Raw genomic sequence first — 24,209 nt, 5'->3', positions numbered from 1 at the left:
TTTTTTATTAGAGCAAAAGTAGTAATAAAAAATCCGTCTTATTTCTAGAAACAAGACGGATTTAATTTTTAATATTAGGTAAGCTTATACCTTCATGATTTCGGCTTCTTTTGTTACAAGAAGTTCGTCTACTTTTCTTATGAAACTATTAGTGATGTTTTGAACCTCTTCTTCAGCACTTTTACAAATGTCTTCAGATGTTCCGTCTTTTTCTAATTTTTTAATATCTGTATTTGCATCTTTACGAGCATTTCTAATACCAATTTTTGCATCTTCAGCCTCTACTTTGGCTTGTTTAGCTAGATCACGTCTTCTATCTTCTGTTAAAGGCGGAACGCTAATAATGATTAAATCACCATTATTCATTGGGTTAAAGCCAATGTTAGCAATCATAATTGCTTTTTCAATGGTGTGCAACATGTTTTTTTCAAAAGGCTGCAGTGTAATTGTTCGTGCATCAGGCACACTGATTTTTGACACTTGAGAAAGTGGCGTTGCTGATCCATAATAATCAACAAAAACACTTCCAAGCATTGCTGGAGATGCTTTTCCAGCACGGATATTCAAAAATTCTTTTTCTAAATGAGCAATAGAACCCGTCATGGATTCTTTGGCACTATCTAATATAAATTCAATTTCTTCAGTCATTTTTTTAGGTTTTGGGATTCAAGTTTTAGCATTTAGATTTTCTAAAAGTAAAATGTTGAACCATTAACTTATATATTTACTTCGGTTCCTATGTTTTCGCCTTCACAGATTTTTTCCAGATTCCCGCTTTTGTTCATGTCAAAAATTACAATTGGTAATTTATTTTCTTGACTTAAAGTGAAAGCTGTCGAATCCATTACATTTAACCCTTTTTTAATTACATCAACAAAAGAGATAGTGTCAAATTTTACTGCTGAAGGGTTTTTTTCAGGATCTGAATCATAAACACCATCCACACGTGTTCCTTTCAGGATTACGTCGGCATGAATTTCTACACCGCGAAGTACAGCAGCGGTATCAGTTGTAAAATAAGGGTTTCCAGTTCCTGCACCAAAAATTACAATTCTACCTTTCTCTAAATGGCGTACTGCTCTTCTTTTGATATAAGGTTCTGCAATAGCTTCAATTTTCAATGCTGTTTGTAAACGAGTAAGCATTCCTTTATCTTCTAATGCGCCTTGTAACGCCATTCCGTTAATTACAGTAGCAAGCATTCCCATATAATCACCTTGAACTCTATCCATTCCGTTACTGGCTCCAGCAACTCCTCTAAAAATATTTCCACCACCAATTACAATGGCAATTTCCACTCCTTTATCGTGAATCTTTTTGATTTCTTCAGCATATTCAGCAAGTCTTACAGGATCAATTCCGTATTGTCTATCTCCCATTAATGCTTCGCCACTTAATTTCAGAAGAATTCTTTTATATTTCATGTGTTTGTTGAGTTATTTGGTGCAAATATAGTCATATACTTTTTTTTTTGAAATACTGTGGCTTAAATTTTATAAATTAAGTTTCTCGTAAGAACTTTTTGCAGCTTCATATCCTATGTTGAAAATAGTATCCATTTTTATTTTATTCATTTCAAATGTACTATGCAGGCTTAATTCCTCGGGCTCTATGACCCAATCACAGTTGTTGAATTTATGAACATTTGAATTTGCCGAAAGGATATCAAAAGCCCTTGTAGTAACAGCTTTTATCGAATGAAGGTCACTAGCTACGATTTTTTGAATAGGACTCACATAAACACCTATGATGGTTTCGCACTGCCCTTGTAAAATGTCTGAAGGAAAATGATTCAATATACCGCCATCGCTATACGGCTCTCCCTTGATGATGTAAGGTGATATTATTCCTGGAAATGCAGATGATGCTAAAATGGCATCAATAATTTTTGTTTCTGGTTCAAAAATTTTCAACCTTCCTTTTACCATATCAGTTGCAGTAATCTGAATTGGAATTTTCATATCTCCAATAGCGGCGTCCTCGAAGATGGTTTGAAAATCAGATTTAAAAGATTCTGAGTCTATGAAACCGGGCTTTGTAAAAGTTAAGTGTCGCCAATGAAATAAGTATATTGATTTGAAAAATTCTAGTATTTCTTCGGGTGTTTTGCCCCAAGCGTATAATGCCCCTACGATAGATCCTGCGCTTGTACCTGCTATGCGATTAGGTCGAATGTTTTTTTCTTCCAAAAATTTAATAACGCCAGCATGTGCTAATCCTTTTGATCCGCCTCCAGAAAGGACAAGACCAAGTGATTGTGTTTTTAAATTCATTCTTTTTTTATTTGATATAAAAATACACTTTTTGCCTTCTAAAAAAGGTTTATTGTATTATTTATAACAAGTAAATTATGGTAACTTTACGTAAACAAAAGAATTATGAAATCCACAATAGCTAAAGCATTATTTAATAGTCATTCTTATTTAGAATATAGAAAATTAGTTACTGATTTATTACGAGAAGAAAAATCTACAGGTAATGAGCAATCCAAAGAATTGACACATTATAGTATTTTGAATGAAACTCGAATGAATCGATTAGAAAAAACATTGAAAATACTAACAGAAGTTTCGATTAAATTAAAAGAATTAAAAGGAGAATACCTTTGGTTGGTTATATCCGAAGGTTGGTGCGGTGATGCAGCACAATTGCTTCCTATTTTTGATAAAATGGCAGTAGCTTCCGAAGGGAACGTTGAGCTAAGAATCGTTTTGCGTGATGAAAATGAAGAGTTAATGAATTTGTTTTTAACTAATAAAGCAAAAGCAATTCCAAAATTAATTTTGATAAATAGAGAAACGGGTTCGGCACTTGCGCATTGGGGGCCAAGGCCTAAGGGTGCCACGGATTTAATCGCTAATTATAAAAAAGAACATGGAGCAATAGATGAAACTGCTAAAGCTGATTTGCAATTGTGGTATTTGCATGATAAAGGATTATCTACTCAATCTGAAATTATTGATATGATGATAGATTTAGATCAATAAGATTTTTGAAAGCAATACTTGCTGTTTTATTTTGGAAAAAAAATTATTAAATGAAAGTTGACGACACTTTTGTGAAGGTATTAAAAGTAAAAACAAAGTTTTGTGGGTTGAAAATAAGCTAAAAATAATGTAGAATAGTATCTTTTTTTTTATTTTTTACAAAGTAATTTTTCTCACAGTACTTGAAAACATTAGCTTGATCAATTTTTTTATTATGAATTAAAGCACAAGAACTTACACATCATTTTAGGGTAATAATTAACTTTATTTTTTTTGTGTTTTAATAAAAAATTCGTATTTTGGCCAGTGCCAACCCAGGTCTATTATTTGATTTACTTTTTTTATTGGTGTTTAAATATTGTATCACAATTTAAAAAACATCCTTATGAAAAAGCTATTTGAAAGGTTTTATGATTATTTGTCAACTTTACTTTTTGGTGGAGAAAATATAACTAATTATTAAACCAATGGTGAAAGCCATTTAGACAAAAAAAGTATGGAATAAAAGTACTTTACTTTTAAGAAAAACACATCGCAAATTCTTTTATGTATTTGTCATGTGTTTTTGCTTTTTATAGCATTTAGGATTCTAAGCTTTCTTCAAATAAAGTGACATCTATAGCATCATCCACATTATAATCACCAATTTTCGTTCTTCTTAAAGCGGTCAAGTGAGAGCCAGATTTCATAGCATAACCAAAATCAAAAGCCAAGGAACGTATGTAAGTTCCTTTACTACATACTACTCTAAAATCAATTTCAGGAAGCGCAATTCGAGTAATTTCAAATTCGTGTATAGTCGTTTTTCTTGAGGCGATTTCAATTGTTTCTCCAGCACGAGCATGTTCATATAAGCGAACTCCGTCTTTTTTTATAGCCGAATAAATGGGTGGTTTTTGGTCAATCTCCCCAAGGAACTGTTTTACAGTTTCGTGAATTAAAGCCTCGTCAATATGTTCTATTGGGAAAGTGGCGTCAACTTCAGTTTCTAAGTCGTAAGATGGAGTAGTAGCTCCTATAAAGAATGTTCCAGTATATTCTTTGGCTTGACCTTGAAGTTCCGTAATTCGTTTGGTGAATTTTCCGGTGCATACTAATAATAATCCAGTTGCTAACGGATCTAAAGTGCCTGCATGACCAATTTTGAATTTTTTTGGAAGACCTAGTTTGTTGATTAGAGCATATTTTAATTTATTCACCGCCTGAAAAGAACTCCATGTCAAGGGTTTGTCAATCAATAAAATTTGTCCGTTTAAGTAGTCTTCTTCAGTCATTAAATAATTGTCAAGGGATGTATGAAATAATGGATAATCAATAAAATAATTCCGGCTGCTATTCTATAGTAGCCAAATATTTTAAATCCTTTTTTGCTTAAAAAATCAATAAAACTTTTTATAGCCAAAAGTGCTACTATAAAAGCAATAACATTCCCAATGATTAGTAGATTAATTTGATCGTGACTTAGTACAAAGCCAGCTTTATAATAATCATAGCATTTTTTTGCAGTAGCTCCTAGCATTGTTGGAACAGCTAAAAAGAACGAAAATTCAGCTGCTGATGTACGAGCAAGTTTTTGTGACATTCCACCTACAATACTTGCTCCAGAGCGTGAAACTCCAGGAACCATCGCTAAGCATTGGAAAAACCCAATTTTTAATGCTCGCATATAAGTGATTTCGGTATCTTCAGAATTGTTGAACCAATCGTCCACTTTTAAAAGAACGATTCCTCCAATCAAAAGGGAGATAGCAACAGTCAGTGGACTTTCTAATAATTCATCTATTTTGTCGCTTAATAGTAGTCCTAAAACTACTGCAGGTATAAAAGCAACTAGAAGTTTAAAATAAAAATCAAAAGTTTGAAAAAAGCGTTTGAAATACAAAACTACTACTGAAAGAATTGCTCCCAACTGGATGACAATAGTAAAAAGTTTAGTAAAGTCATCATGAGCAATCCCGAAAAAGGAAGAAGCGATAATCATGTGTCCTGTAGAAGAAACGGGCAAAAACTCCGTAATTCCCTCAATTATGGCAAGAACAATAGCTTGTAATGTATTCATTTATGCTTTTTTTGGATTTTTTAATATGGCATAAACAGTAATTCCAAAACCAATTAAAACGGTTGTTGGCGCTAGACGGATTCTTCTAAAATCAAAAATTGCTTCGCTGAACACATTTGGATCGTCACTTCCACCACCTGACATTAGTATGAATCCAAGTGTAATTACTCCAATTCCAATTAATAGAATTTTGTAGTTTATATTTTCAAAAAGGAATTCGTGTTTTGGGCTGTTATCTTTCATGCTGTTTTTTTAAATTCTAAAAATTAATAAAGGTCGTCTGTTCTTAAGTTTAAGAAACGTTGTGTTGCAAAATGGGTACTTAGCCAAGTAATTAAAATACCAATTCCTAAAACGCCTAATAAAACAAGTGCGATAAGTACTTTATTATCTAGAATTCCAAGATCTGGAAAACTTGTTTCTACATAAATCAATACACCAATTAATGATAAAATGGCTAGTACTGCACCTATCATACCTAGTTTAATGCTACGCATCACAAATGGTTTTCTAATAAATGATTTTGTAGCTCCTACCATTTGCATGGTTTTGATGATAAAACGATTAGAATGAATCGAAAGGCGTAATGAACTATTGATTAGTAATACAGCAATAAAAGTCAAGAATCCGCTGATTATTAAAATCCACATACTCACTTTTTTAATATTGTCATTAACAAGATTCACTAACTGCTTGTCGTAAACAATATCAGAAATCATAGGATTTTTTCGCAGTTTGGCTTCAATTTTTGCAATGCTATCTTTCTCTACATAATCCGCTTTAAGGTGAATGTCATACGAGTTTTGTAAAGGATTTTCACCTAGGAATGTCATGAAATCTTCTCCAATTATATCCGTATGTTGCTTTGCCGCTTGCTCTTTGGTTACATAAACAGTTGTTTTTGCATAAGGTGCTTTTTTCAGTTCACCTCCAAAAGATTTTAGGATACTGTCATTAGCTTCATTTTTAAAGAAGACCGTCATAGCAATTTTCTCTTTAAAATCATTGGCTAATTTTTGAGAATTTATAATGAACAATCCTAAAATTCCTAGTAGAAATAAAACCAAGAATACACTTAGCACTACCGAAAAATAAGAGGAAATTAACCTGCGTTTTTGAAACTTATCAAATGAAGAACTCATAGTTTACTTTAATTATGGGGTAAAAATAATAAAGAATTTCTTTATTTGAAGTTAATAACGCCCAAAGTTTCAACTTTCGTACAATAAACGTAAATTTGGCACCTGAAAAGATTCATAATAACAAAAAAATAGAACTCAGTTACTTTGTAACTCAGTAATTCCTAGTATGAAATACAATCCGAACGAAATAGAAGCCAAGTGGCAAAAGTATTGGGCAGAAAATCAAACATTTGCCGCTTCAAATAATTCTGTAAAACCAAAGCATTATGTTTTAGACATGTTCCCTTATCCATCTGGTGCAGGATTACACGTAGGGCATCCCTTAGGTTATATTGCCTCTGACGTATATTCAAGATACAAAAGACATCAAGGTTTTAATGTGTTGCACCCAATGGGTTATGATAGTTTTGGATTACCAGCGGAACAATATGCAATTCAAACGGGTCAACGTCCAGAAGATACGACTCGCGTTAATATTGACGGTGGTTTTGATAAAGAAGGAAATCAAATTGCTGGATATAGAAAACAATTGGATAAAATAGGTTTTTCATTCGATTGGAGTAGAGAAGTGCGAACTTCAAATCCTGATTATTACAAACATACCCAGTGGATTTTTATCCAATTATTTAATTCTTGGTACAATAAAAACTCAGATAAAGCGGAAGATATTTCGACTTTGGTTGCTATATTCGAAAAAGAAGGAAATGCAACTGTCAATGCCGTTTGTGATGATAAAATTGTTCCTTTTTCTGCAATTGAATGGAATGCTTTAGCAAAAGAAGAACAAGAAAAAATCCTATTACAATATAGATTAACTTATTTAGCAGAAACCGAAGTAAACTGGTGTCCAGGATTAGGAACAGTTCTAGCTAATGACGAAATTGTAAATGGTGTTTCGGAACGTGGTGGGTTTACTGTGGTGCGAAAGAAAATGACACAATGGAGCATGCGTATTTCAGCTTATGCGGAACGTTTGTTGCAAGGATTAAATGATATTGATTGGAGCGAAAGCATCAAGGAAAGCCAGCGTAACTGGATCGGAAAATCAATAGGTGCGATGGTTACTTTCAAAGTAATTGCAGGAGACAAGAGCCAAGAAGAAAAAGGGATTGAAGTTTTTACAACGCGTCCTGATACTATTTTTGGAGTTACGTTTATGACATTAGCTCCAGAACATCCTTTGGTTCAAGAAATCACCACTCCAGAATATTTGAATAAAGTAAACGATTATATTTTAGCTTCATCAAAGCGTTCTGAAAGAGAGCGTATGGCGGATGTGAAAACCATTTCGGGGGTATTCACTGGTGCCTATGCAGAGCATCCGTTTACCAAAGAACCGGTTCCAGTATGGATTGGGGATTACGTTCTAGCAGGATACGGAACAGGTGCTGTAATGGCGGTTCCTTGTGGAGACGAAAGAGATTATGCTTTTGCTAATTTCTTCAAAGGGCAAAGCGGAATGTTGCCAATCAAAAATATTTTTGCAAATGTTGATATTTCAGAAGTGGCCTATGGATCCAAAGACAATGTGATTATTGCCAATTCTGATTTTTTAGACGGATTGACGTATAAGGAAGGAACAAAAAAAGCAATCGAAGCCTTAGAAAAATTAAATCAAGGATACGGAAAAATAAATTACCGCTTGCGTGATGCCGTTTTCTCTCGTCAGCGTTATTGGGGAGAGCCTTTTCCTGTGTATTATGTAAATGGCTTGCCGCAAATGATTGATGCGCAACATTTGCCTATTGTTTTGCCAGAAGTAGAGAAATATTTGCCAACCGAAGATGGTTTGCCACCTTTAGGAAATGCTTTAGTTTGGGCTTGGGATACAACAACAAATAAAGTAGTTAATACGGATTTAGTAGATCATAAAACGATATTCCCATTAGAATTGAACACCATGCCAGGTTGGGCAGGAAGTTCATTTTACTGGATGCGTTATATGGATGCACACAATGAAAAGGAGTTTGCAAGTAAGGAAGCATTAGCGTATTGGGAAAGCGTAGATTTATACATTGGCGGAAGCGAACATGCAACCGGACATTTATTATATTCTCGTTTTTGGAATAAATTTTTAAAAGACAAAGGTTTTGCCCCTACCGAAGAACCATTCAAAAAACTGATCAATCAGGGAATGATTTTGGGAACAAGTGCTTTTGTTTATAGGATGACATGGTCATTTAAAGAAACAGTTGATATAAAGAATGAGGATGATAATTTTAAATTGTTTACTAATTATAAACCAATTTTTGTATCACAGAATTTAGTAAAAAAATATTTAGTTAATAAATATGTAGAGATAGAAGAGGATGACTTAAATGATAGAATAATAAATATTTTAAAAGACATTTGTTCTGATTATTTAGGTTTTCACTCAGAATATAAAAAAGTTGAATTATCTAATTCTTTTAGATTTGATGGTGTACACGTTGATGTTTCAATGGTAAACGCATCAGATGAATTAGATATCGAAAGATTCAAAAACTGGAGAGAAGATTATAAAGACGCTGAATTCATTTGTGATGATAATGGTAAATACATTGTGGGTCGCGAAGTAGAGAAAATGTCTAAATCGAAATACAATGTTGTAACGCCAGATGATATTTGTAATGAATATGGTGCGGATACGTTGCGTTTGTACGAAATGTTCTTAGGACCATTAGAACAAGCAAAACCTTGGAATACAGCTGGTATTTCGGGAGTTTTTGGTTTCTTGAAAAAACTGTGTCGCTTGTATTTTGATGAACATACTATGATTGTTACGGATGAAGTGCCTACAAAAGACAACTTAAAAACGTTACACAAAACCATTAAGAAAGTAGCAGATGATATTGAGAATTTCTCTTTCAACACCTCGGTTTCTCAATTTATGATTTGTGTGAATGAATTGTCTACTCAAGGATGTCATTCTCGTGTGATTCTAGAACCATTAGCAATTGTAATTTCGCCTTATGCGCCGCATATTGCTGAGGAATTATGGTCGTTATTAGAAAATACAGGTTCTATTGCTACGGTTCCTTTTCCAATATTCGAACCAAAACATTTAGTAGAATCAGAAAAAGAATATCCCGTTTCTTTCAATGGGAAAATGCGTTTCACAATCGTATTACCTTTAGATTTAACTAAGGAGCAAATCGAGGAGATTGTAATGAAAGATGAAAGAACCATCAAACAACTAGACGGTAAAATGCCAAACAAAGTAATTATTGTTCCTGGTAAAATTATTAATTTGGTGGGGTAATTGATCCACAAATCGATAGTAAATTTAAATCCAAATTCCACATCTGATGGAATTTGGATTTTTTTATTTAGATTTTATTTAACGGATGTCAAATTGACATTCTTTAAATTTGGTTCAGATTTTGCTATTTCATTAGTAAATTTATAAAAACTAAAACACTAAAATATGGGAATGGGTTATTTAATTCTTGCGGGAGCTATTATGCTTTTCAGCTGGTTAGTAAGTTCAAGACTAAAGAGTAAATTTGAACAATATTCAAAATTGCATTTGCAAAACGGAATGTCAGGTGCTGAGATTGCTGAGAAAATGCTAGCTGATAACGGAATTCGTGATGTGAGAGTAATATCGGTTTCGGGTCGTTTAACAGATCATTACAACCCGATGGATAAAACAGTGAATCTAAGCGAAGCAGTTTACAATCAACGCAATGCCGCTGCGGCAGCTGTTGCTGCTCACGAATGTGGGCATGCGGTACAACATGCTGTAGGATATCAATGGTTAACCATGCGCTCTAAATTGGTTCCATTTGTAAATGTGGCATCAAGCTATATGCAGTGGATTTTACTAGGAGGGATTTTAATGATGAAAACCTTTCCACAATTATTATTGGTTGGAATCGTATTGTTTGCGGCAACTACTGTATTTTCGATAATTACATTGCCAGTTGAGTATGATGCGAGTAATAGAGCTTTGGCTTGGTTGGAGAACAAACGAATGCTTACACAACAAGAACAAGCAGGGGCAAAAGATGCGTTAAAATGGGCTGCGAGAACGTATGTGGTAGCTGCTTTAGGTTCTATTGCAACTTTATTATATTATATCTCCATTTATATGGGAGGAAGTAGAAGGAATTAATGTCTTTCTCGAAAATAAAAAAAGCGCCTTGTTTATTAAACAAGGCGCTTTTTGCTGTTATTTAATTTAAAGCTGAATCTGTCTGTCGATTTGTTGGTCAAGGGAGATGAAGGTTTCTGTTCTTGAAACCCCTTCGATAGCTTGAATTTTAGTATTTAATAATTGCATTAAGTGTTCGTTATCTCTGCAAATCATTTTTATTAGTATGGACCAGTTTCCTGTCGTGTAATGACATTCTAGTACTTCGGGAATTTTTTTTAAATCTTTTACGGCTTCTGGATTGCGTGCCGCTTTATCAAGGTATATTCCGACAAAGGCCATAGTGTTATATCCTAATATTTTGTGGTTCACTGTAAATTTAGAACCAGATATTACACCAGACTGCTCTAATTTTCGCAATCGTTGATGAATGGCTGCTCCTGAAATCCCAATTTTATTAGCGATTTGAAGAATGGGTTTGCGGGCGTCATTCATTAAATCTCTAAGAATCTCTTTGTCTATACCGTCTATTTCAACTTGAAGGGAATTTATTTTCATAAGTTTAATTTTATAATCAAAAAGTCATTTTTAGTTATAATTGTAAATCAAAATTAAATAAAAAAAGAATATGTTTCGTGTTAGCTCGGTTTTAATTTAAAATTTAAAATGCAAAAAGCCGCAAATATAGCGGCTTTTTGTAGTATGTAAAATAAAAGTATCTTATTTTCCTTTGTTGGCTTCGATGATGTACTTTTCTAAGGCCATTGTCATGGAAGGGGTATCAGGTGTAGGAGCAAGAATATCAATTCTTAATCCGTGATCCAAAGCTTCTTTTTGAGTTGTGCTACCAAAAACAGCAATTCTTGTGTTGTTTTGCTCGAAGCTTGGAAAGTTTTTATATAATGATTTAATTCCTGTTGGACTAAAAAAGGCCAATACATCATAATAAACATCAGCAAGATCAGATAAGTCACTCATTACCGTTTTGTAAAAAACAGCTTGAGTCCAATCCACTTTTAAATTGTTTAAAGTGATAGGCGCGTCAGCATTCAATTGATCAGAAGCAGGTAGTAAAAACTTTTCGTCTTTATATTTTTTAATCAATGGAGATAAATCTGCGAAATCTTTAGGTCCAACATAAATTTTACGTTTTCTATAAACGACATATTTTTGTAGGTAAAAAGCAACGGCTTCTGATTGACAAAAATATTTCAATCCTTCAGGTACCTTGTAACGCATTTCATCAGCAACTCTGAAAAAATGATCAACCGCATTTCTACTAGTTAAAATAATTGCAGTATAATGATTGAGATCGATTTTTTGAAGTCTAATCTCTTTGGCATTAACTCCTTCTATATGGATAAAAGGTCTGAAATCAATTTTAACTTTATGCTTTTGTTGGAGTTCAAAGTAAGGAGAATTCTCTACTTTAGGCTCGGGTTGTGACACCAAAATTGTTTTCACTTTCATATATTAACGTTTTCTAAGCGCCCCCTTTAGTGTACCAATAATACATAAAAAAATAAGGGGCTATTTCGAGAGTGCAAAGATATAAAATAAAATAAAACAACTTACCGAATATTAAATTTTGATAGTTTTTTATTGAAATCAAATAAGCTAATACATTGAAAATCAAGAAAATGAGCATTATTATTAGTAAAATATTTCTAGAGATTGTATCGTAATAAAACAGAATAACACTGATAGGAAGTATAATTAAGCCAATATAGGTCCTATAAGTTACTTTTTGCAAGTTAAATTGTTCGACAAACTCTTCAATATTGAATGCGGTAGCAATGATTTTTTCAATCAAATATTTGGCTAAAATAAAGAAAATTAAAAAAGTAACTATTTGGATGTACAGGAGCCAATCCGTCTTTGAGGCATTGCCTAAAACGCTTAATGAGAGCTGTATGAAAAAAGCAAACGAAATTACTTGTACAAAGAATAATGAAATGGTAAAGCTGCTATTTAAGTTGCTACTATCTCTGTAAACCTTTGAGTATTTATCAGAGAAGATTAAATTCATAAAATCCTCAAAACGGTTTTCATAAACAGATTTGGTAAAGGCAATTATAGCAAAAGCCAAAACAAACAAAGCAGTTGCCCAATCTTTGTTTTCAGTTATCCTTGGATGAAGTAAGTGATCAATCATAATGGTGCAAAATTACTAATTTTTTATATCAATCTTTTTATTATAAATTTATTATGAATCAAATCGCATAAAAAGGTTACTTTTGCGGTGAAATTACGAGATATATGAACGATTGTATTGTTATAATTCCAACCTATAACGAAATTGAAAATATCGAAAGCATTATCAGATCGGTGCTTTCACAGCACAAGCCTTTTCATATTCTTATTGTTGATGATAATTCTCCAGATAGAACTGCAGACAAGGTTGTTTTACTGCAAAAAGAGTTTGATGGTCGATTATTTTTGGAAAACAGAAAAAAGAAATCAGGTTTAGGAACTGCTTATGTTCATGGTTTTAGATGGGCATTGGAGAGAAAATACAACTTTATTTTTGAAATGGATGCTGATTTTTCTCACAACCCTAACGATTTAGAAAAGTTATATAATGCTTGCCATTTTGGCAATGCAGATTTAGCTATAGGATCTAGATATGTTACTGGAGTAAATGTGGTTAACTGGCCTTTAAACCGAGTTTTAATGTCTTATTTTGCCTCTGTTTACGTGCGTATTATCACGGGAATGAAAATTCATGATGCTACTGCGGGTTTTGTCTGTTATAAAAGAGAAGTCCTTGAGGGAATTAACCTCAATAAAATCCGATTTGTTGGTTATGCCTTTCAAATTGAAATGAAATACCGTACTTTTTGTAAAAAATTCAGCATCGTTGAAGTGCCGATAATTTTTACAGATAGAACAAAAGGAGAATCCAAAATGAGTAATTCAATTATTGTTGAAGCTGTGTTTGGAGTGATTTCTCTGCGATTAAAAAAATTAGTTAATAGTTTATAAGAAAAATATACAATGAATAGGGTTTTAATTAAGAATGCCAAAATAGTAAATGAAGGGGTAATTTTTGAAGGCGATGTTTTAATTGAGAATGACTTAATTGTTGAGATTTCAGAAAGCATAAGTGCCAAGTCATCTGATTATGTTATTATCGATGCTGAAGGTAACTATTTGATGCCTGGAGCTATTGATGATCAAGTTCATTTTAGAGAGCCAGGATTGACTCACAAAGGGGATATTGAATCGGAATCCAGAGCAGCTGTTGCGGGAGGAATCACCTCTTACATTGAGCAACCTAATACGGTTCCTAATGCAGTTACTCAAGAAATATTAGAACAAAAATACCAAATTGCTGCTGAAAAGTCCTATGCGAATTATTCGTTTATGATGGGGGCTACCAATGATAATTTGGAAGAAGTTTTAAAAACAAATCCTAAGAATGTTGCTGGAATAAAAATATTTTTGGGTTCTTCAACAGGAAATATGTTGGTGGATAACGAAGCTACTTTAGAAAAGATTTTTTCAAGTACTCCGATGCTTATTGCTGTTCATTGTGAAGATGAGGCGACAATTAAGAATAATTTGGAAAAATATATAGCAGAGTATGGCGACGATGTACCTGTTACGGCACATCACCTTATTCGATCAGAAGAGGCTTGTTATATTTCTTCTTCTAAAGCAGTTGCTTTAGCCAAGAAAACGGGTGCTCGTTTGCATATTTTTCATCTTTCGACTGCAAAAGAAATGGATTTATTTACCAATAAAATTCCATTAGAACAAAAGAAAATTACTGCCGAAGTTTGTGTGCATCATTTGTGGTTTACCAATGATGATTATGCAACCAAAGGAAATCTTATAAAATGGAACCCTGCAGTAAAAACTGCTAATGATAGAAAAGTACTTTGGGAAGCGTTACTCGATGATAGAATTGATGTGATTGCTACGGATCATGCACCACATACATTGGAGGAGAAGAAACAATCGTACTTAAAAGCACCTTCGGGAGGTCCTTTAGTTCAACATGCTGTCGTGGCTATGTTTGAAGCGTTTCATCAAGGAAAAATAAGTGTAGAGAAGATTGTGGAAAAAATGTGCCATAATCCGGCAAAAATTTTCAAAATTGAGAAACGCGGATTTATAAAAGAAGGATATTATGCGGATTTAGTTATTGTAAATGCTGGCCTTCCTTGGAGTGTAAAGAAAGAAAATATTTTGGCTAAATGTGGTTGGTCTCCGTTTATGGGCTTTACTTTTAAGTCAAGAGTTACCCATACTTTTGTAAATGGAAGATTAGTTTATGCCGCTTTTAAAGTGAAAGAGATTCGTGCTGGAAAAAGATTGTTATTTGATCGTTAAAAGAAAATAGATGAAAAAGCTGCTGTCATTTTTATTAATTGTAGTCACATTTCTGAGTTGTAAAGAGGAAGTGATTACTAAACCGGAGGGTCTTATTGAAAAAGGGAAGATGGTGAATATTATGTATGATTTGGCACTTTTAGAAGCGATTAAGTACCAAAACCCGACGTCTTTAAACACTAATAAAATAAACGCTCCAGATTATATTTATAAAAAATATAAAATTGACAGTCTTCAATTTGCGCAAAGTAATGTCTATTATGCCTCAAATTATTTGGAATACAAAGGGATGTTTGATCAAGTAATTAAACGAATTGACAGTAGGAAAGTGATTGTAGATTCACTAGTAAAGGTGGAGAACAAGAATAAAATAAAATTAGATTCCATAAAAGGCATAACGAATCCTTTGTCTAAAAAAGGAGATTCCTTGAAAAAGAAAATCAGTACCGTTAATAAAAACAACACTCGAAGAGATACTGTTTTAACGGATTATCACATTTTAAAATAAAGGAGTAATTTTTTTAATATACTCTTCCACTTCTTGAAAATGATATTCTAAGGCAGTTTTTACCTTTTCATTCGAATATTCATTTATGGAATAAGATGCTTTGGCAGTTGCTTTAGTGATTTTTCTTTTGCTCTGAAAAATACTTGATAAAAACCAATCTGCTCTCCAAGCAAGACTTAATAAAAAAGGATTGGCATGATGTTTAGGTCTGTTTGTATCCAAAGCGTCCGAAATCATATTTAGTAGATCTCTAAAAATTATATTTTGAGAAATTACTGTATACCGTTGGTTTGTAATAGTACTTTTCATCAATTGTGTCATGATTTTAACCACATCACTTACGGCGACAAATCCAGTGGAACCGGTGGTGTAAAATGACAATCCGTTTCTCATTTTTTCAAATAATTGTCCGCTTCCTTGATTTAAAAAACCAGGACCTATAATGACGCCTGGATTGACTATTATAACGTTTAGTCCTTCTTGTTGCCCACGCCAAATTTCCATTTCGGCACCATACTTTGAAATAGCATAATCGCTATGGGGTTTTTCGGGATTCCATTCCGTTTCTTCAGTAATAATTAATTCATTTCCAGTTAAATCACCAAGTGCAGCTGTAGAACTTACATGACATAATTTTTTAATTTTATTGACAAGACATAAGTTAACCACATTTGCAGTCCCCTCGATATTGGTTTTTCGTAAAAGGGCTTCGTCTTTTGGGTCAAATGAAATTACGGCAGCACAATGATATACATATTCAATTTCTTGAAAGGCTTCTTCTAACGAAGGAACGTCTATAATATCAGCTTTTATCCATTCGATAGCATCAAATAAAGGGGCTTTATTGTAACTTTCAAATAAAGATTTTGTTTTTTGGATGCTTTTTAGTTCACGATAAGTGGCGCGTATTTTTTTATTGTCTGTGCTTCCAGATTCTATTAAATGCAGCAGTAAATGCGCTCCTACTAACCCTGTTCCTCCTGTTACTAATACCATTTTGTAAAGATAAATAGATTGTTTGATTTTTAGACCGATTGATTTTCAAATTATGCAATTAAAACTATCTTTGTGAAAATTGATTTTTAGAAAATGAAAAATATTATTTCCGAATTACAATGGCGTGGATTGGTTCACGATATCATGCCTGGAACAGAAGAACAACTTTTGAAAGAAATGACTACGACTTACATCGGATTTGATCCCACATCAGATTCATTGCATATTGGGAGTTTAGTTCCTATAATTCTTTTGGTTCATTTAAAAAACTTTGGACATAAACCTATTGCTTTAGTAGGAGGCGCAACTGGAATGATTGGAGATCCATCAGGAAAATCGGATGAGCGAAACTTATTAGATGAAGCCACATTAAACTATAATGTTGAAGGTATAAAAAGTGTTTTATCACGGTTTTTGGATTTTAATTCGAATGAGATAAATGCTCCAGTTTTAGTAAATAATTACGACTGGATGAAAAATTTATCCTTTATTAATTTTGCTCGTGATGTGGGTAAAAGAATTACGGTAAACTACATGATGGCTAAGGATTCTGTAAAGAAAAGATTAGCTGGTGAAGGAGAAGGGATGTCATTTACGGAGTTTACGTATCAATTGATTCAAGGGTATGATTTTTACCATTTACATAAAGAATACAACTGTTTGTTACAAATGGGAGGTTCTGATCAATGGGGAAATATCACAACTGGAACGGAGCTAGTTCGTCGTATGAATGTAGGGGAGGAAGCTAAAGCATACGCCATGACTTGCCCCTTAATTACTAAAGCAGACGGTTCTAAATTTGGAAAATCCGAAGGTGGAAATGTTTGGTTGACTACTGATAAAACTTCGGTTTATAAATTCTACCAATTTTGGTTGAACACGACTGATGTTGATGCGGAGAAATATATTAAAATCTTCACATTTTTAGATAAAGATTCAATCGATAGCTTAATTGAAGAACATAAAACAGCGCCTCATTTAAGAGTATTACAACGCAAATTAGCTGAAGAGTTAACCGTTTTTGTTCATTCTCAAGAAGACCTAGAGAAAGCGATAAAAGCATCGGCTATTTTATTTGGAAACGCGACTGCTGATGATTTGAAGGAACTAGATGAAGCTACTTTCTTGGAAGTTTTTGACGGGGTTCCTCAAGCTGAAATTGCGAGAAATGAAATGGAAGCTGGAATTGAAATTATCACTGTTTTAAATGATAAAACAGGGTTTTTTAAATCGAATGGGGAAGCCAGACGTGCTTTAACGGCAAATTCAATTTCAGTAAATAAAGAAAAAGTAAAAGAGGACTTTGTTTTGTCTTCAAAAGATTTAATTAACAATCAATTTGTATTGTTGCAAAGTGGGAAGAAAAATTATTTTGTGGTAAGGATTGTTTAACTGTTTATTCGGATAACCGATTAAACAAATAACCGCATCAACTTTTACAAAACCATTAAATTACAACCTCGAATATCCGAATTATCAAAACGTCCCAATACCTCGAAAGAGTTGTTGGGATTTTTTTTGCCTAAATCTTGTGTGGCAATAAAGGAACAGGAATTAATGTTAGCCAAATCAATGACGTTGATTCCGCCAGTTTTTCCGTTTTCAATATAAGTCAAAGCATCTTCGGTATCACGAATGTGGATTTGCATCCAAGAAGGGCATTCAAAGACTCCGTTACCCAACGAATAAGCTTGAGAGAGTAATTCAGTCATACCATATTCAGAATGGATTGCAGGTACTCCAAAACCATTGCACAGTTGTTCATGAAGTTCCTCGCGAATCATTTCTTTGCGTTTCCCTTTCATCCCGCCCGTTTCCATGATAATTGTATTCTGTAATTGAAAGGACTGTTTTTCTATTAAGTCTAATAATGCATAGGTAACACCAATCAAGATGACATTTTGACCTGATTGATCTAATGTGATGAGGTTCTGGATTAATTCATCATGATTATGAAGGTAAAAACCGCTTTCAGGATGTTTTGATAATTGAATTAAATCTTCGACCATATAAATCAATGAAGAGCCTTCTCTTTCTAGGTAAGTAGGTAATAGAGCTAAGACAACATAGTCTTCAATGTTTCCATAAAATTCCGAAAACGCTTTTCGATAACTTTCTTCATATATGGAAGCATCTGTCACTAAATGTTTACTAGTGATCATTCCTGTTGTACCACTACTTGTAAATGTTTCTTCAATAGCATTTGTGTTGGATAGAACTTGGTGGCTTTTGAAAAATTGAATAGGTAAAAATGGAATTTGTTGTATTGATTTTACTTTTGAAACTTCAACATTCAATAAGTTACAAAATTCTTTATAGACCAAGTTATTCTCATATTGAAAACGGAATACTTTTAAAGCTATTTTTTCAAATTGCTTTTGACCAGAAATTGCAAATATAGTGTCAGTTGTAATCAAGTTTTTTTTTACAAAGGTATAAATTTTAAAAACGCTTTAATAGTTCTAAACGAGTAAGGCTATAAAATAAAAAAAGCTTCAATTTCAATTGAAGCTTTTAAATTATGTTTTTTTAAGTAATTTTTATCTTACGATGAGCTTCCTTGTTGCCGAAGCATTGTTTTCATTTATTTTGATAATATAAACACCAGGTGAAATGTTTGGGATGTTTAATTCTCTTGAACTAATCATCGTTTGAAGTACTTTTTTTCCAAGGAGGTCAAAAATGATAACTTCTTTTTCTAGGTCGTTTTTTGTAGAAATGTATACTTTACCATTGCTCACAGGGTTTGGATACAAGTTTAAACCCTCAATAACTGAAGTTTCTTGAGTTTTTGGTTGTTGCTTTACGTCTTGAGCGTTAGTGCTCATGGAAAAGAAAAAAACCAATAAGAGTATAGTATAAAAGTAATTTTTTGCCATCAGCTTAATTTTGTTTAGTAAATATACTAAAAAAATACAAATACTATACCAAAAAAAAACACCTTTCATATTGAAAGGTGTTTTTAATATAAATTTGGTTCTTTTTAGATTAGAAACCTACAGACCATCCAGCAGCCCAAGCTGGCATTCCAACTCCATTTCCAGCTCCAGTTGCAGTTGTAGATTCTGCAGTTACAATTGCAGAAACATCAACACTAACTCCGCTAGTTGCAGGTGCTACAGCATTTAATTTTCCTTTAGTTTTTACAGCAACATCTGCGATGAAGTTAACATTAACTGCTTTTAAAGCAGTAGGAATCCAAGCAATAGTTTCGTCATTTTCAACGTTGAAACCTACAGCCCATCCGCTAAATACTAAGTTTGTAAAAATCCCTTTAGTTCCTCTTCTTAATTTCATTGCATCATTTTCTAACCATGTTCCAGTTGTTGGAGCGCTACCAGGTCCTACAAGAGTTAAGTTAGTGATAGAAGGGTTAGCGATAGGAGTGTTAGAATATCCTAATTCAAAGTTATCTGCTTCGATTCCTCTATTCCCTTTTCCAAAATCTAATTTTCCGTACCAGTTTGTGTTTGTTCCAGACCATCCTTCAGTCCAGTCAAATTGATCATCTTCATTTCCGATAGAAATTAAGTTTGAAGTATTTACTGTTCCTCCAAAAAATTCAACTCCATCATCAGCTCCTTGGAAAAATTCTACATAGTCAATTGTAGTTCCTGAACCAACTCCAAATAATGAAAGTCCGTTAAATTCTTTTTCACTGTTAAAAGCAGCTCCAGCATATTCAATTCTAAGGTATTTGATTGATCCTGAATTGTCATTAGAAACAGTTCCACCGTAACTTAAGTCAGCTACTTCTGATTGAGCAGTACTTGTTCCACCAGTTACACGGTTGATTGGTGCTTTACCACAGATAACTAATCCACCCCAGTCTCCAGCTTTTTTAGTAGTTAATCCACTAGTCATAACAACTGGTTTAGCAGCTGTACCGTTTACATTTAGTTTTCCACCTTGAGCAATTGCTATATATGCAGAAGTTCCACCTGTACCTTCGATAACTGTTCCAGCAGGAATAATTAATGTTGCTCCGCTGTTTACTTGAATTTTACCTGTTAATTTGTATGTTTTTGTCGCGTCTAAAGTTACTTCACCGTCAGATATCGTTCCTTGGAAATTTGTTGCGTCAGCAACAAAAGTTGAAGAAGGAGGTGTAGTAGGTGTAGGAGTGTCATTAGATGAACAGCTAGTCATTAAACCTGCAGTTAATGCTAAAAATCCGAATAATTTTAAAGTTGTTTTTTTCATGATTCTTTAAATAATATTTTAGTTATTTTGTTGGTACAAAGATGCAATAAGAACTTTTTTTGGATGTTATCTAAATGTAATTGTTTGTTTAATAAAAGGATAATTGAACATTAAGCCAATGTTATTTAAGTAACCTTATGGTTTGTTGCTTTTGTGATTTCTTAAAGAATTGAGTAAAAAAAAAGAACAGCAATTAGCTGTTCTTTATAAGTTCCTTATTTTGATTTTTTAATTAAAATTGATAGTTCAGACTTAGACTTAATGTCATCCCTTTTTTATATGAAAGTACATTTACATCACCAGTAGCATTTTCTTGTACTCTATTGATTGACGGGTCTAAAATGTTTTTCACTACTAATCCTAGTCCTAATTGTTCAGTAAGTTTAGATTTTGCGATAAAGTCTAATGAGCCAAATGCTTTGTCTACTAAATCTCCTTTACCATTTGTTCCAATAGCATTTACTCTGTCTGAAAAGTAAGAGTAAGCTAAAGTTGTGTTTAGGTTGCTGTTTTTATTATTCCATTCGTTAAATAAAGTTAAGTCGGCATTTAATAGTAAATCAGATGCTCCTGTAAATTTACTTTTCTTATTTGTAAAGTCAACTTGGTAGTTGGTTTCACTATTTACCTTTCCAGCATTTAGTTCTTGGTTGCTATATAAATAAGAAGCGTTAATACCAGCGGATAGTTTTTTAGAATTTTCAGTGTCAAAATTAAAAAGTTGTTTTCTGTACTCAATTTCTCCACCCGCAACATATCCATAATCTCCTGTATTGATAAATGAGATATCATTTGAAGAGGAAGAAATTGTTACTTCGTTCATTGGGTTCAAAATATATTTTCCAAAAGCAGTAACCGAAATTAGTTCATCACTTTTAGGGAACATTTCCCATTTAAGGTCTAAGTTATAATCATCAGATTCATACAAGAATGGATTTCCTACTTTTACTTGTAATACTTCTTCGTAAACAAATAATGCTCTTTCTTTAAACTGAGGTAAAGTGTACGTTTTACTTGCTCCTAAACGTAAATTTTGTTTATCGTTTAATTCATACTTCATGATTACACTTGGTAAAAACGCTGTTTTTTCCAATTTATCATTACCAATACCACCTAACTGAGTGTACCAATTTACTTTTTGAGTAATTTGTTCTCCTCTTAAGCCTACTATTGCAGTTAACTTATTGAATTTATATTCCGTATTTAAGAAAGCACCATGGATTATCTGGTCGCCACCGTAAGTTTGAGGATCTAATGCATTAAATACTTGTGAATTACCACGAAATGTTGCTATAGAAAAATAGCCATTATTGAAATTATCTTGGTTATAAAATAAATCTAGGTTATTTGGATCTACAACAGTATTGGTGTACCCATTGTTAGCCTTAAAGTTGAATTGAGTTGCTTGAAAACCTCTTGATTTAATTCTTTCATTTGCACCCACTGTAATTTTTCCTAGAAAATCACCTGATGCATTTTTACTGAATTTATAATCATATGAAGCGTTTGCAGCTAGTTCGTCTTCTTTTAATTTTTGAAAATACCTGTGATTGTCTGGAGCTGAAATACTTGATAATTGATATCCAGTAGCTTCTTTTCTGAAAATATTTTGAACTCTGTCTGGCATGCTTCCGTCAATGATGTTGTATGAAACACCCCAATTTAATTTAGAACGATCCCTAATCTTGTGGTCTCCTAATATTTGGTTAATCCATAAACTATTTTTCTCATAATTGAAACGACGAATTAAACCGTTTCCATCGTTAGAGATATCTACAATGTACCCATAATACTCTTCTTTTGACTGCGTAGAAGTATTGATATAAAGTGTATTGAAACTTACTTTGTTATTATTGTTTATTTTGTAACCAATATTAGCCATTCCAGTAGTATTGGTTTCATATTTCATTTCGCTATATTTTTCGAAGTTTTTATTAGCGATTCCGTTACCATTTACACTTGCCTTTGCAGTTCCATTACTTTTAGATGAGAAATCGTTATTGAATGATGCTGTTGCAAAAAAGCTAAGTTTTCCTTCTGAACCTACATCAAATGATTTTCCTCCAGAAATTCCAAATGAACTTGCAATTGGAGTATAGTCTTGCATTTTTAGAGAGCTGTAGTTATATTGTGTTAATGCATTGGTAGGGATTCCTTTTTTTGTAAACCCCGTTCTGCTCATTCCACCTTGAAGTTTAAAATTGTTTTCGGCTAAAGCATTCGTATTTACTTTTGTTCCAATGTCTAATTTTAAAAAACCACTTCCTTTGTAATCTTTTGAAATAATATCTACGTTTCCACCCGCAAAATCTCCGTAGATTTTACCATTGTATACCTTGTCTATTGAAATATACTCAACGATGTCAGTGGAGAAAATTTCAAGATTTAAGTTTTTCTTTTCAGGATCGTTTGATGGTATAGGTAATCCATTCATTGTAGTTGAATTATAACGGTCTCCTAATCCTCTTACAAAAATATTTCCAGATCCTTCTTGTTTAGTTATTCCAGTAGTTTTTGTGACAGCTGTAGCAACATCACTAACGCCTTTTCTAGCTAGTTCTTGAGAGCCAATACTTTGTTTTATCTCAACAGCATTCTTTTGATCTAATAATAGAGCGGTCTCTTTTTGCTTGTTTACATTTGTTGTAATAACAACATCGTCTAATTTGTAACTAGAAGAACCAAGTGCTTGATTAAGTGCAATAGTTTCGCCACTTTTAACGATAACTGGAATTTCTATAGATTCATAGCCAATGAAGCTAAATTGTATTACATAATTTCCTGCTGGTGCATTTACAGTGTATTTTCCATCAATGTCGGTCGTTGCATTTATAGATGTGCCTTTTAATAATACGTTAGCAAAAGGTAATGTTTCGTTGTTTGAATCTTTATCAGTTAGTACTCCAGAAATAGTACCTTTAGTTTGTGCAAAAGTTAGGGTACTGATAAAAAGCGTTAAAATGAATAATTTCAGTTTCATAATTGTGTTTAATTTTTTGCAAAGTAATAGTGTCTTTGTAAAGTTCGTGTTACTGGGTTATTAAGATTTTGTTTCCACAGTATTACTAAATAGTTACCAAATTAAATTACGGTTAATAGTTATTTTTAACAATTCATTTATTGTTATATTTACATTCGTAAGCGTAAATTTGCTCAAATGAAGAAAAAACACACAAAGATTTTATTGGTTGATGACGAACCGGATATTTTAGAAATCGTAGGATATAATCTGAATCAAGAAGGGTATCAAATTTTTACCGCTTCAAATGGTAAAGAAGCAATTGCAAAAGCAAAAAAAGAATTACCAGACTTAATCATAATGGATGTGATGATGCCTGAAATGGATGGAATGGAAGCTTGTGAGAATATTAGAAAGATTCCAGAATTATCTAATGTAATCATTACTTTCTTAACAGCAAGGAGTGAAGATTATTCTCAGGTTGCTGGATTTGACGCAGGAGCTGATGATTATATAACAAAACCCATAAAACCAAAGTTATTGGTTAGTAAAGTGAAAGCTTTATTGCGTCGATTGAAAGAAAAAGAGCAAAATAGCGAAACACTTAATGTAGGTGGAATCGAAATAAATCGAGAAGAATATAAAATAGTTAAAGACAATATTGAAATTGCTTTGCCTAGAAAAGAATTTGAATTATTTTATTTATTAGCTTCTAAACCTGGAAAAGTATTTAAGCGCGACGAAATTCTGGATAAAGTCTGGGGAAATGAAGTTGTAGTAGGTGGTAGAACAATAGATGTACATATTAGAAAACTTAGAGAAAAAATTGGAGAAGATCTTTTTAAAACAATAAAAGGAGTTGGATACAAGTTTGAAGTATAGTTAGAGTGATTATTAATTCGAATAATCTCAATTCTATTCTTAGTTAAAAAAACAATGCAA

The 24,209-nt window shown here is 32.9% G+C and carries 23 protein-coding genes; 8 read left to right on the top strand and 15 right to left on the bottom strand.

The window, feature by feature from the left end:
• Positions 1 to 84: 84 nt before the first annotated feature.
• The 3 genes from frr to AB3G34_RS13075 form a co-directional block, all read right to left on the bottom strand.
• Complete coding sequence (gene frr, locus AB3G34_RS13085; RefSeq protein ID WP_367772352.1) at positions 85 to 648, bottom strand: ribosome recycling factor; 564 nt, start codon at positions 646 to 648, stop codon at positions 85 to 87.
• A 68-nt stretch (positions 649 to 716) separates the two neighbouring features.
• Positions 717 to 1,424 carry a UMP kinase gene (pyrH, locus tag AB3G34_RS13080; RefSeq protein ID WP_367772350.1) on the bottom strand — a complete coding sequence of 236 codons (708 nt, stop codon included), beginning with the start codon at positions 1,422 to 1,424 and terminating at the stop codon, positions 717 to 719.
• Between the two features lie 69 nt (positions 1,425 to 1,493).
• Positions 1,494 to 2,273, bottom strand: coding sequence for a patatin-like phospholipase family protein (locus AB3G34_RS13075; RefSeq protein WP_367755650.1), 780 nt, complete (start codon positions 2,271 to 2,273; stop codon positions 1,494 to 1,496).
• A 105-nt stretch (positions 2,274 to 2,378) separates the two neighbouring features.
• Here AB3G34_RS13075 and AB3G34_RS13070 point away from each other — a divergent pair, with 105 nt between their 5' ends.
• Positions 2,379 to 2,987, top strand: coding sequence for a thioredoxin family protein (locus tag AB3G34_RS13070; protein ID WP_369752674.1), 609 nt, complete (start codon positions 2,379 to 2,381; stop codon positions 2,985 to 2,987).
• A 581-nt stretch (positions 2,988 to 3,568) separates the two neighbouring features.
• Here AB3G34_RS13070 and truB read toward each other — a convergent pair.
• Genes truB through AB3G34_RS13050 form a run of 4 tightly spaced genes read right to left on the bottom strand, consistent with a single transcriptional unit; the run spans position 3,569 to position 6,188 of the window.
• The gene (truB, locus tag AB3G34_RS13065) at positions 3,569 to 4,261 is read right to left on the bottom strand and encodes a tRNA pseudouridine(55) synthase TruB (RefSeq protein ID WP_367772348.1); all 693 of its coding nucleotides are present in this window, start codon (positions 4,259 to 4,261) and stop codon (positions 3,569 to 3,571) included.
• Positions 4,261 to 5,046, bottom strand: a complete 786-nt coding sequence (locus tag AB3G34_RS13060) for an undecaprenyl-diphosphate phosphatase (protein WP_367755644.1) — start codon at positions 5,044 to 5,046, stop codon at positions 4,261 to 4,263. Before AB3G34_RS13060 ends, truB begins: the two co-directional genes overlap by 1 nt.
• Entirely contained in the window at positions 5,047 to 5,289 is a 243-nt protein-coding gene (locus tag AB3G34_RS13055) for a DUF3098 domain-containing protein (protein ID WP_367772346.1), read from the bottom strand.
• A 23-nt stretch (positions 5,290 to 5,312) separates the two neighbouring features.
• Entirely contained in the window at positions 5,313 to 6,188 is an 876-nt protein-coding gene (locus AB3G34_RS13050; protein ID WP_367755641.1) for a cell division protein FtsX, read from the bottom strand.
• A gap of 166 nt (positions 6,189 to 6,354) precedes the next feature.
• Here AB3G34_RS13050 and AB3G34_RS13045 point away from each other — a divergent pair, with 166 nt between their 5' ends.
• On the top strand, positions 6,355 to 9,429 hold the full coding sequence (locus AB3G34_RS13045; RefSeq protein WP_369752673.1) for a leucine--tRNA ligase: 3,075 nt from the start codon (positions 6,355 to 6,357) through the stop codon (positions 9,427 to 9,429).
• Between the two features lie 165 nt (positions 9,430 to 9,594).
• Positions 9,595 to 10,284: a zinc metallopeptidase gene (locus AB3G34_RS13040; RefSeq protein ID WP_369752672.1), complete on the top strand. Its 690-nt coding sequence runs from the start codon at positions 9,595 to 9,597 to the stop codon at positions 10,282 to 10,284.
• Positions 10,285 to 10,350: 66 nt separating this feature from the next.
• Here the strand turns inward: AB3G34_RS13040 and AB3G34_RS13035 are convergent, their stop codons facing one another.
• The 3 genes from AB3G34_RS13035 to AB3G34_RS13025 form a co-directional block, all read right to left on the bottom strand.
• Entirely contained in the window at positions 10,351 to 10,821 is a 471-nt protein-coding gene (locus AB3G34_RS13035; RefSeq protein WP_367755635.1) for an Lrp/AsnC family transcriptional regulator, read from the bottom strand.
• A gap of 162 nt (positions 10,822 to 10,983) precedes the next feature.
• Positions 10,984 to 11,733 carry a uroporphyrinogen-III synthase gene (locus AB3G34_RS13030; RefSeq protein WP_367755633.1) on the bottom strand — a complete coding sequence of 250 codons (750 nt, stop codon included), beginning with the start codon at positions 11,731 to 11,733 and terminating at the stop codon, positions 10,984 to 10,986.
• 13 nt (positions 11,734 to 11,746) lie between these two features.
• Positions 11,747 to 12,418, bottom strand: coding sequence for a DUF4271 domain-containing protein (locus AB3G34_RS13025; RefSeq protein WP_369752671.1), 672 nt, complete (start codon positions 12,416 to 12,418; stop codon positions 11,747 to 11,749).
• Positions 12,419 to 12,522: 104 nt separating this feature from the next.
• Between AB3G34_RS13025 and AB3G34_RS13020 the strand changes: the two genes are divergently transcribed.
• The 3 genes from AB3G34_RS13020 to AB3G34_RS13010 are packed head-to-tail and all read left to right on the top strand — an operon-like array spanning position 12,523 to position 15,109.
• Complete coding sequence (locus AB3G34_RS13020; RefSeq protein WP_367755629.1) at positions 12,523 to 13,248, top strand: polyprenol monophosphomannose synthase; 726 nt, start codon at positions 12,523 to 12,525, stop codon at positions 13,246 to 13,248.
• A gap of 12 nt (positions 13,249 to 13,260) precedes the next feature.
• Positions 13,261 to 14,601 (top strand): dihydroorotase, encoded by a 1,341-nt coding sequence (locus tag AB3G34_RS13015; protein WP_367755627.1) that lies wholly within the window; start codon positions 13,261 to 13,263, stop codon positions 14,599 to 14,601.
• A 10-nt stretch (positions 14,602 to 14,611) separates the two neighbouring features.
• Positions 14,612 to 15,109 (top strand): DUF4296 domain-containing protein, encoded by a 498-nt coding sequence (locus AB3G34_RS13010; protein WP_369752670.1) that lies wholly within the window; start codon positions 14,612 to 14,614, stop codon positions 15,107 to 15,109.
• Here AB3G34_RS13010 and AB3G34_RS13005 read toward each other — a convergent pair.
• Complete coding sequence (locus tag AB3G34_RS13005; RefSeq protein ID WP_369752669.1) at positions 15,101 to 16,105, bottom strand: NAD-dependent epimerase/dehydratase family protein; 1,005 nt, start codon at positions 16,103 to 16,105, stop codon at positions 15,101 to 15,103. The genes AB3G34_RS13010 and AB3G34_RS13005 overlap by 9 nt on opposite strands.
• A 93-nt stretch (positions 16,106 to 16,198) precedes the next feature.
• On the opposite strand from AB3G34_RS13005, the gene tyrS reads away from it, so the two are divergent.
• Positions 16,199 to 17,497: a tyrosine--tRNA ligase gene (gene tyrS / locus AB3G34_RS13000; RefSeq protein WP_367772338.1), complete on the top strand. Its 1,299-nt coding sequence runs from the start codon at positions 16,199 to 16,201 to the stop codon at positions 17,495 to 17,497.
• A 44-nt stretch (positions 17,498 to 17,541) separates the two neighbouring features.
• Here the strand turns inward: tyrS and AB3G34_RS12995 are convergent, their stop codons facing one another.
• From AB3G34_RS12995 to AB3G34_RS12980, 4 genes are all read right to left on the bottom strand, one after another.
• Entirely contained in the window at positions 17,542 to 18,522 is a 981-nt protein-coding gene (locus AB3G34_RS12995) for an acyl transferase (protein ID WP_369752668.1), read from the bottom strand.
• Between the two features lie 123 nt (positions 18,523 to 18,645).
• Positions 18,646 to 18,984: a T9SS type A sorting domain-containing protein gene (locus AB3G34_RS12990; protein ID WP_367772335.1), complete on the bottom strand. Its 339-nt coding sequence runs from the start codon at positions 18,982 to 18,984 to the stop codon at positions 18,646 to 18,648.
• Positions 18,985 to 19,093: 109 nt separating this feature from the next.
• Entirely contained in the window at positions 19,094 to 20,308 is a 1,215-nt protein-coding gene (locus tag AB3G34_RS12985) for a hypothetical protein (RefSeq protein WP_369752667.1), read from the bottom strand.
• A 232-nt stretch (positions 20,309 to 20,540) separates the two neighbouring features.
• The gene (locus AB3G34_RS12980; RefSeq protein WP_369752666.1) at positions 20,541 to 23,288 is read right to left on the bottom strand and encodes a TonB-dependent receptor domain-containing protein; all 2,748 of its coding nucleotides are present in this window, start codon (positions 23,286 to 23,288) and stop codon (positions 20,541 to 20,543) included.
• A gap of 177 nt (positions 23,289 to 23,465) precedes the next feature.
• Here AB3G34_RS12980 and AB3G34_RS12975 point away from each other — a divergent pair, with 177 nt between their 5' ends.
• Positions 23,466 to 24,149 (top strand): response regulator transcription factor, encoded by a 684-nt coding sequence (locus AB3G34_RS12975; RefSeq protein ID WP_367755611.1) that lies wholly within the window; start codon positions 23,466 to 23,468, stop codon positions 24,147 to 24,149.
• Positions 24,150 to 24,209: the final 60 nt, after the last annotated feature.

The organism is Flavobacterium sp. WC2409, from assembly GCF_041200085.1.
GTDB lineage: Bacteria > Bacteroidota > Bacteroidia > Flavobacteriales > Flavobacteriaceae > Flavobacterium.
This window is presented reverse-complemented; position numbering and strand designations above follow the sequence as displayed.

Excerpts from the sequence above, each read along its gene's own strand:
- frr (WP_367772352.1), bottom strand. The coding sequence starts at position 648 with ATGACTGAAGAAATTGAATTTATATTAGATAGTGCCAAAGAATCCATG.
- pyrH (WP_367772350.1), bottom strand. The coding sequence starts at position 1,424 with ATGAAATATAAAAGAATTCTTCTGAAATTAAGTGGCGAAGCATTAATG.
- AB3G34_RS13075 (WP_367755650.1), bottom strand. The coding sequence starts at position 2,273 with ATGAATTTAAAAACACAATCACTTGGTCTTGTCCTTTCTGGAGGCGGA.
- AB3G34_RS13070 (WP_369752674.1), top strand. The coding sequence starts at position 2,379 with ATGAAATCCACAATAGCTAAAGCATTATTTAATAGTCATTCTTATTTA.
- truB (WP_367772348.1), bottom strand. The coding sequence starts at position 4,261 with ATGACTGAAGAAGACTACTTAAACGGACAAATTTTATTGATTGACAAA.
- AB3G34_RS13060 (WP_367755644.1), bottom strand. The coding sequence starts at position 5,046 with ATGAATACATTACAAGCTATTGTTCTTGCCATAATTGAGGGAATTACG.
- AB3G34_RS13055 (WP_367772346.1), bottom strand. The coding sequence starts at position 5,289 with ATGAAAGATAACAGCCCAAAACACGAATTCCTTTTTGAAAATATAAAC.
- AB3G34_RS13050 (WP_367755641.1), bottom strand. The coding sequence starts at position 6,188 with ATGAGTTCTTCATTTGATAAGTTTCAAAAACGCAGGTTAATTTCCTCT.
- AB3G34_RS13045 (WP_369752673.1), top strand. The coding sequence starts at position 6,355 with ATGAAATACAATCCGAACGAAATAGAAGCCAAGTGGCAAAAGTATTGG.
- AB3G34_RS13040 (WP_369752672.1), top strand. The coding sequence starts at position 9,595 with ATGGGAATGGGTTATTTAATTCTTGCGGGAGCTATTATGCTTTTCAGC.
- AB3G34_RS13035 (WP_367755635.1), bottom strand. The coding sequence starts at position 10,821 with ATGAAAATAAATTCCCTTCAAGTTGAAATAGACGGTATAGACAAAGAG.
- AB3G34_RS13030 (WP_367755633.1), bottom strand. The coding sequence starts at position 11,733 with ATGAAAGTGAAAACAATTTTGGTGTCACAACCCGAGCCTAAAGTAGAG.
- AB3G34_RS13025 (WP_369752671.1), bottom strand. The coding sequence starts at position 12,418 with ATGATTGATCACTTACTTCATCCAAGGATAACTGAAAACAAAGATTGG.
- AB3G34_RS13020 (WP_367755629.1), top strand. The coding sequence starts at position 12,523 with ATGAACGATTGTATTGTTATAATTCCAACCTATAACGAAATTGAAAAT.
- AB3G34_RS13015 (WP_367755627.1), top strand. The coding sequence starts at position 13,261 with ATGAATAGGGTTTTAATTAAGAATGCCAAAATAGTAAATGAAGGGGTA.
- AB3G34_RS13010 (WP_369752670.1), top strand. The coding sequence starts at position 14,612 with ATGAAAAAGCTGCTGTCATTTTTATTAATTGTAGTCACATTTCTGAGT.
- AB3G34_RS13005 (WP_369752669.1), bottom strand. The coding sequence starts at position 16,105 with ATGGTATTAGTAACAGGAGGAACAGGGTTAGTAGGAGCGCATTTACTG.
- tyrS (WP_367772338.1), top strand. The coding sequence starts at position 16,199 with ATGAAAAATATTATTTCCGAATTACAATGGCGTGGATTGGTTCACGAT.
- AB3G34_RS12990 (WP_367772335.1), bottom strand. The coding sequence starts at position 18,984 with ATGGCAAAAAATTACTTTTATACTATACTCTTATTGGTTTTTTTCTTT.
- AB3G34_RS12985 (WP_369752667.1), bottom strand. The coding sequence starts at position 20,308 with ATGAAAAAAACAACTTTAAAATTATTCGGATTTTTAGCATTAACTGCA.
- AB3G34_RS12980 (WP_369752666.1), bottom strand. The coding sequence starts at position 23,288 with ATGAAACTGAAATTATTCATTTTAACGCTTTTTATCAGTACCCTAACT.
- AB3G34_RS12975 (WP_367755611.1), top strand. The coding sequence starts at position 23,466 with ATGAAGAAAAAACACACAAAGATTTTATTGGTTGATGACGAACCGGAT.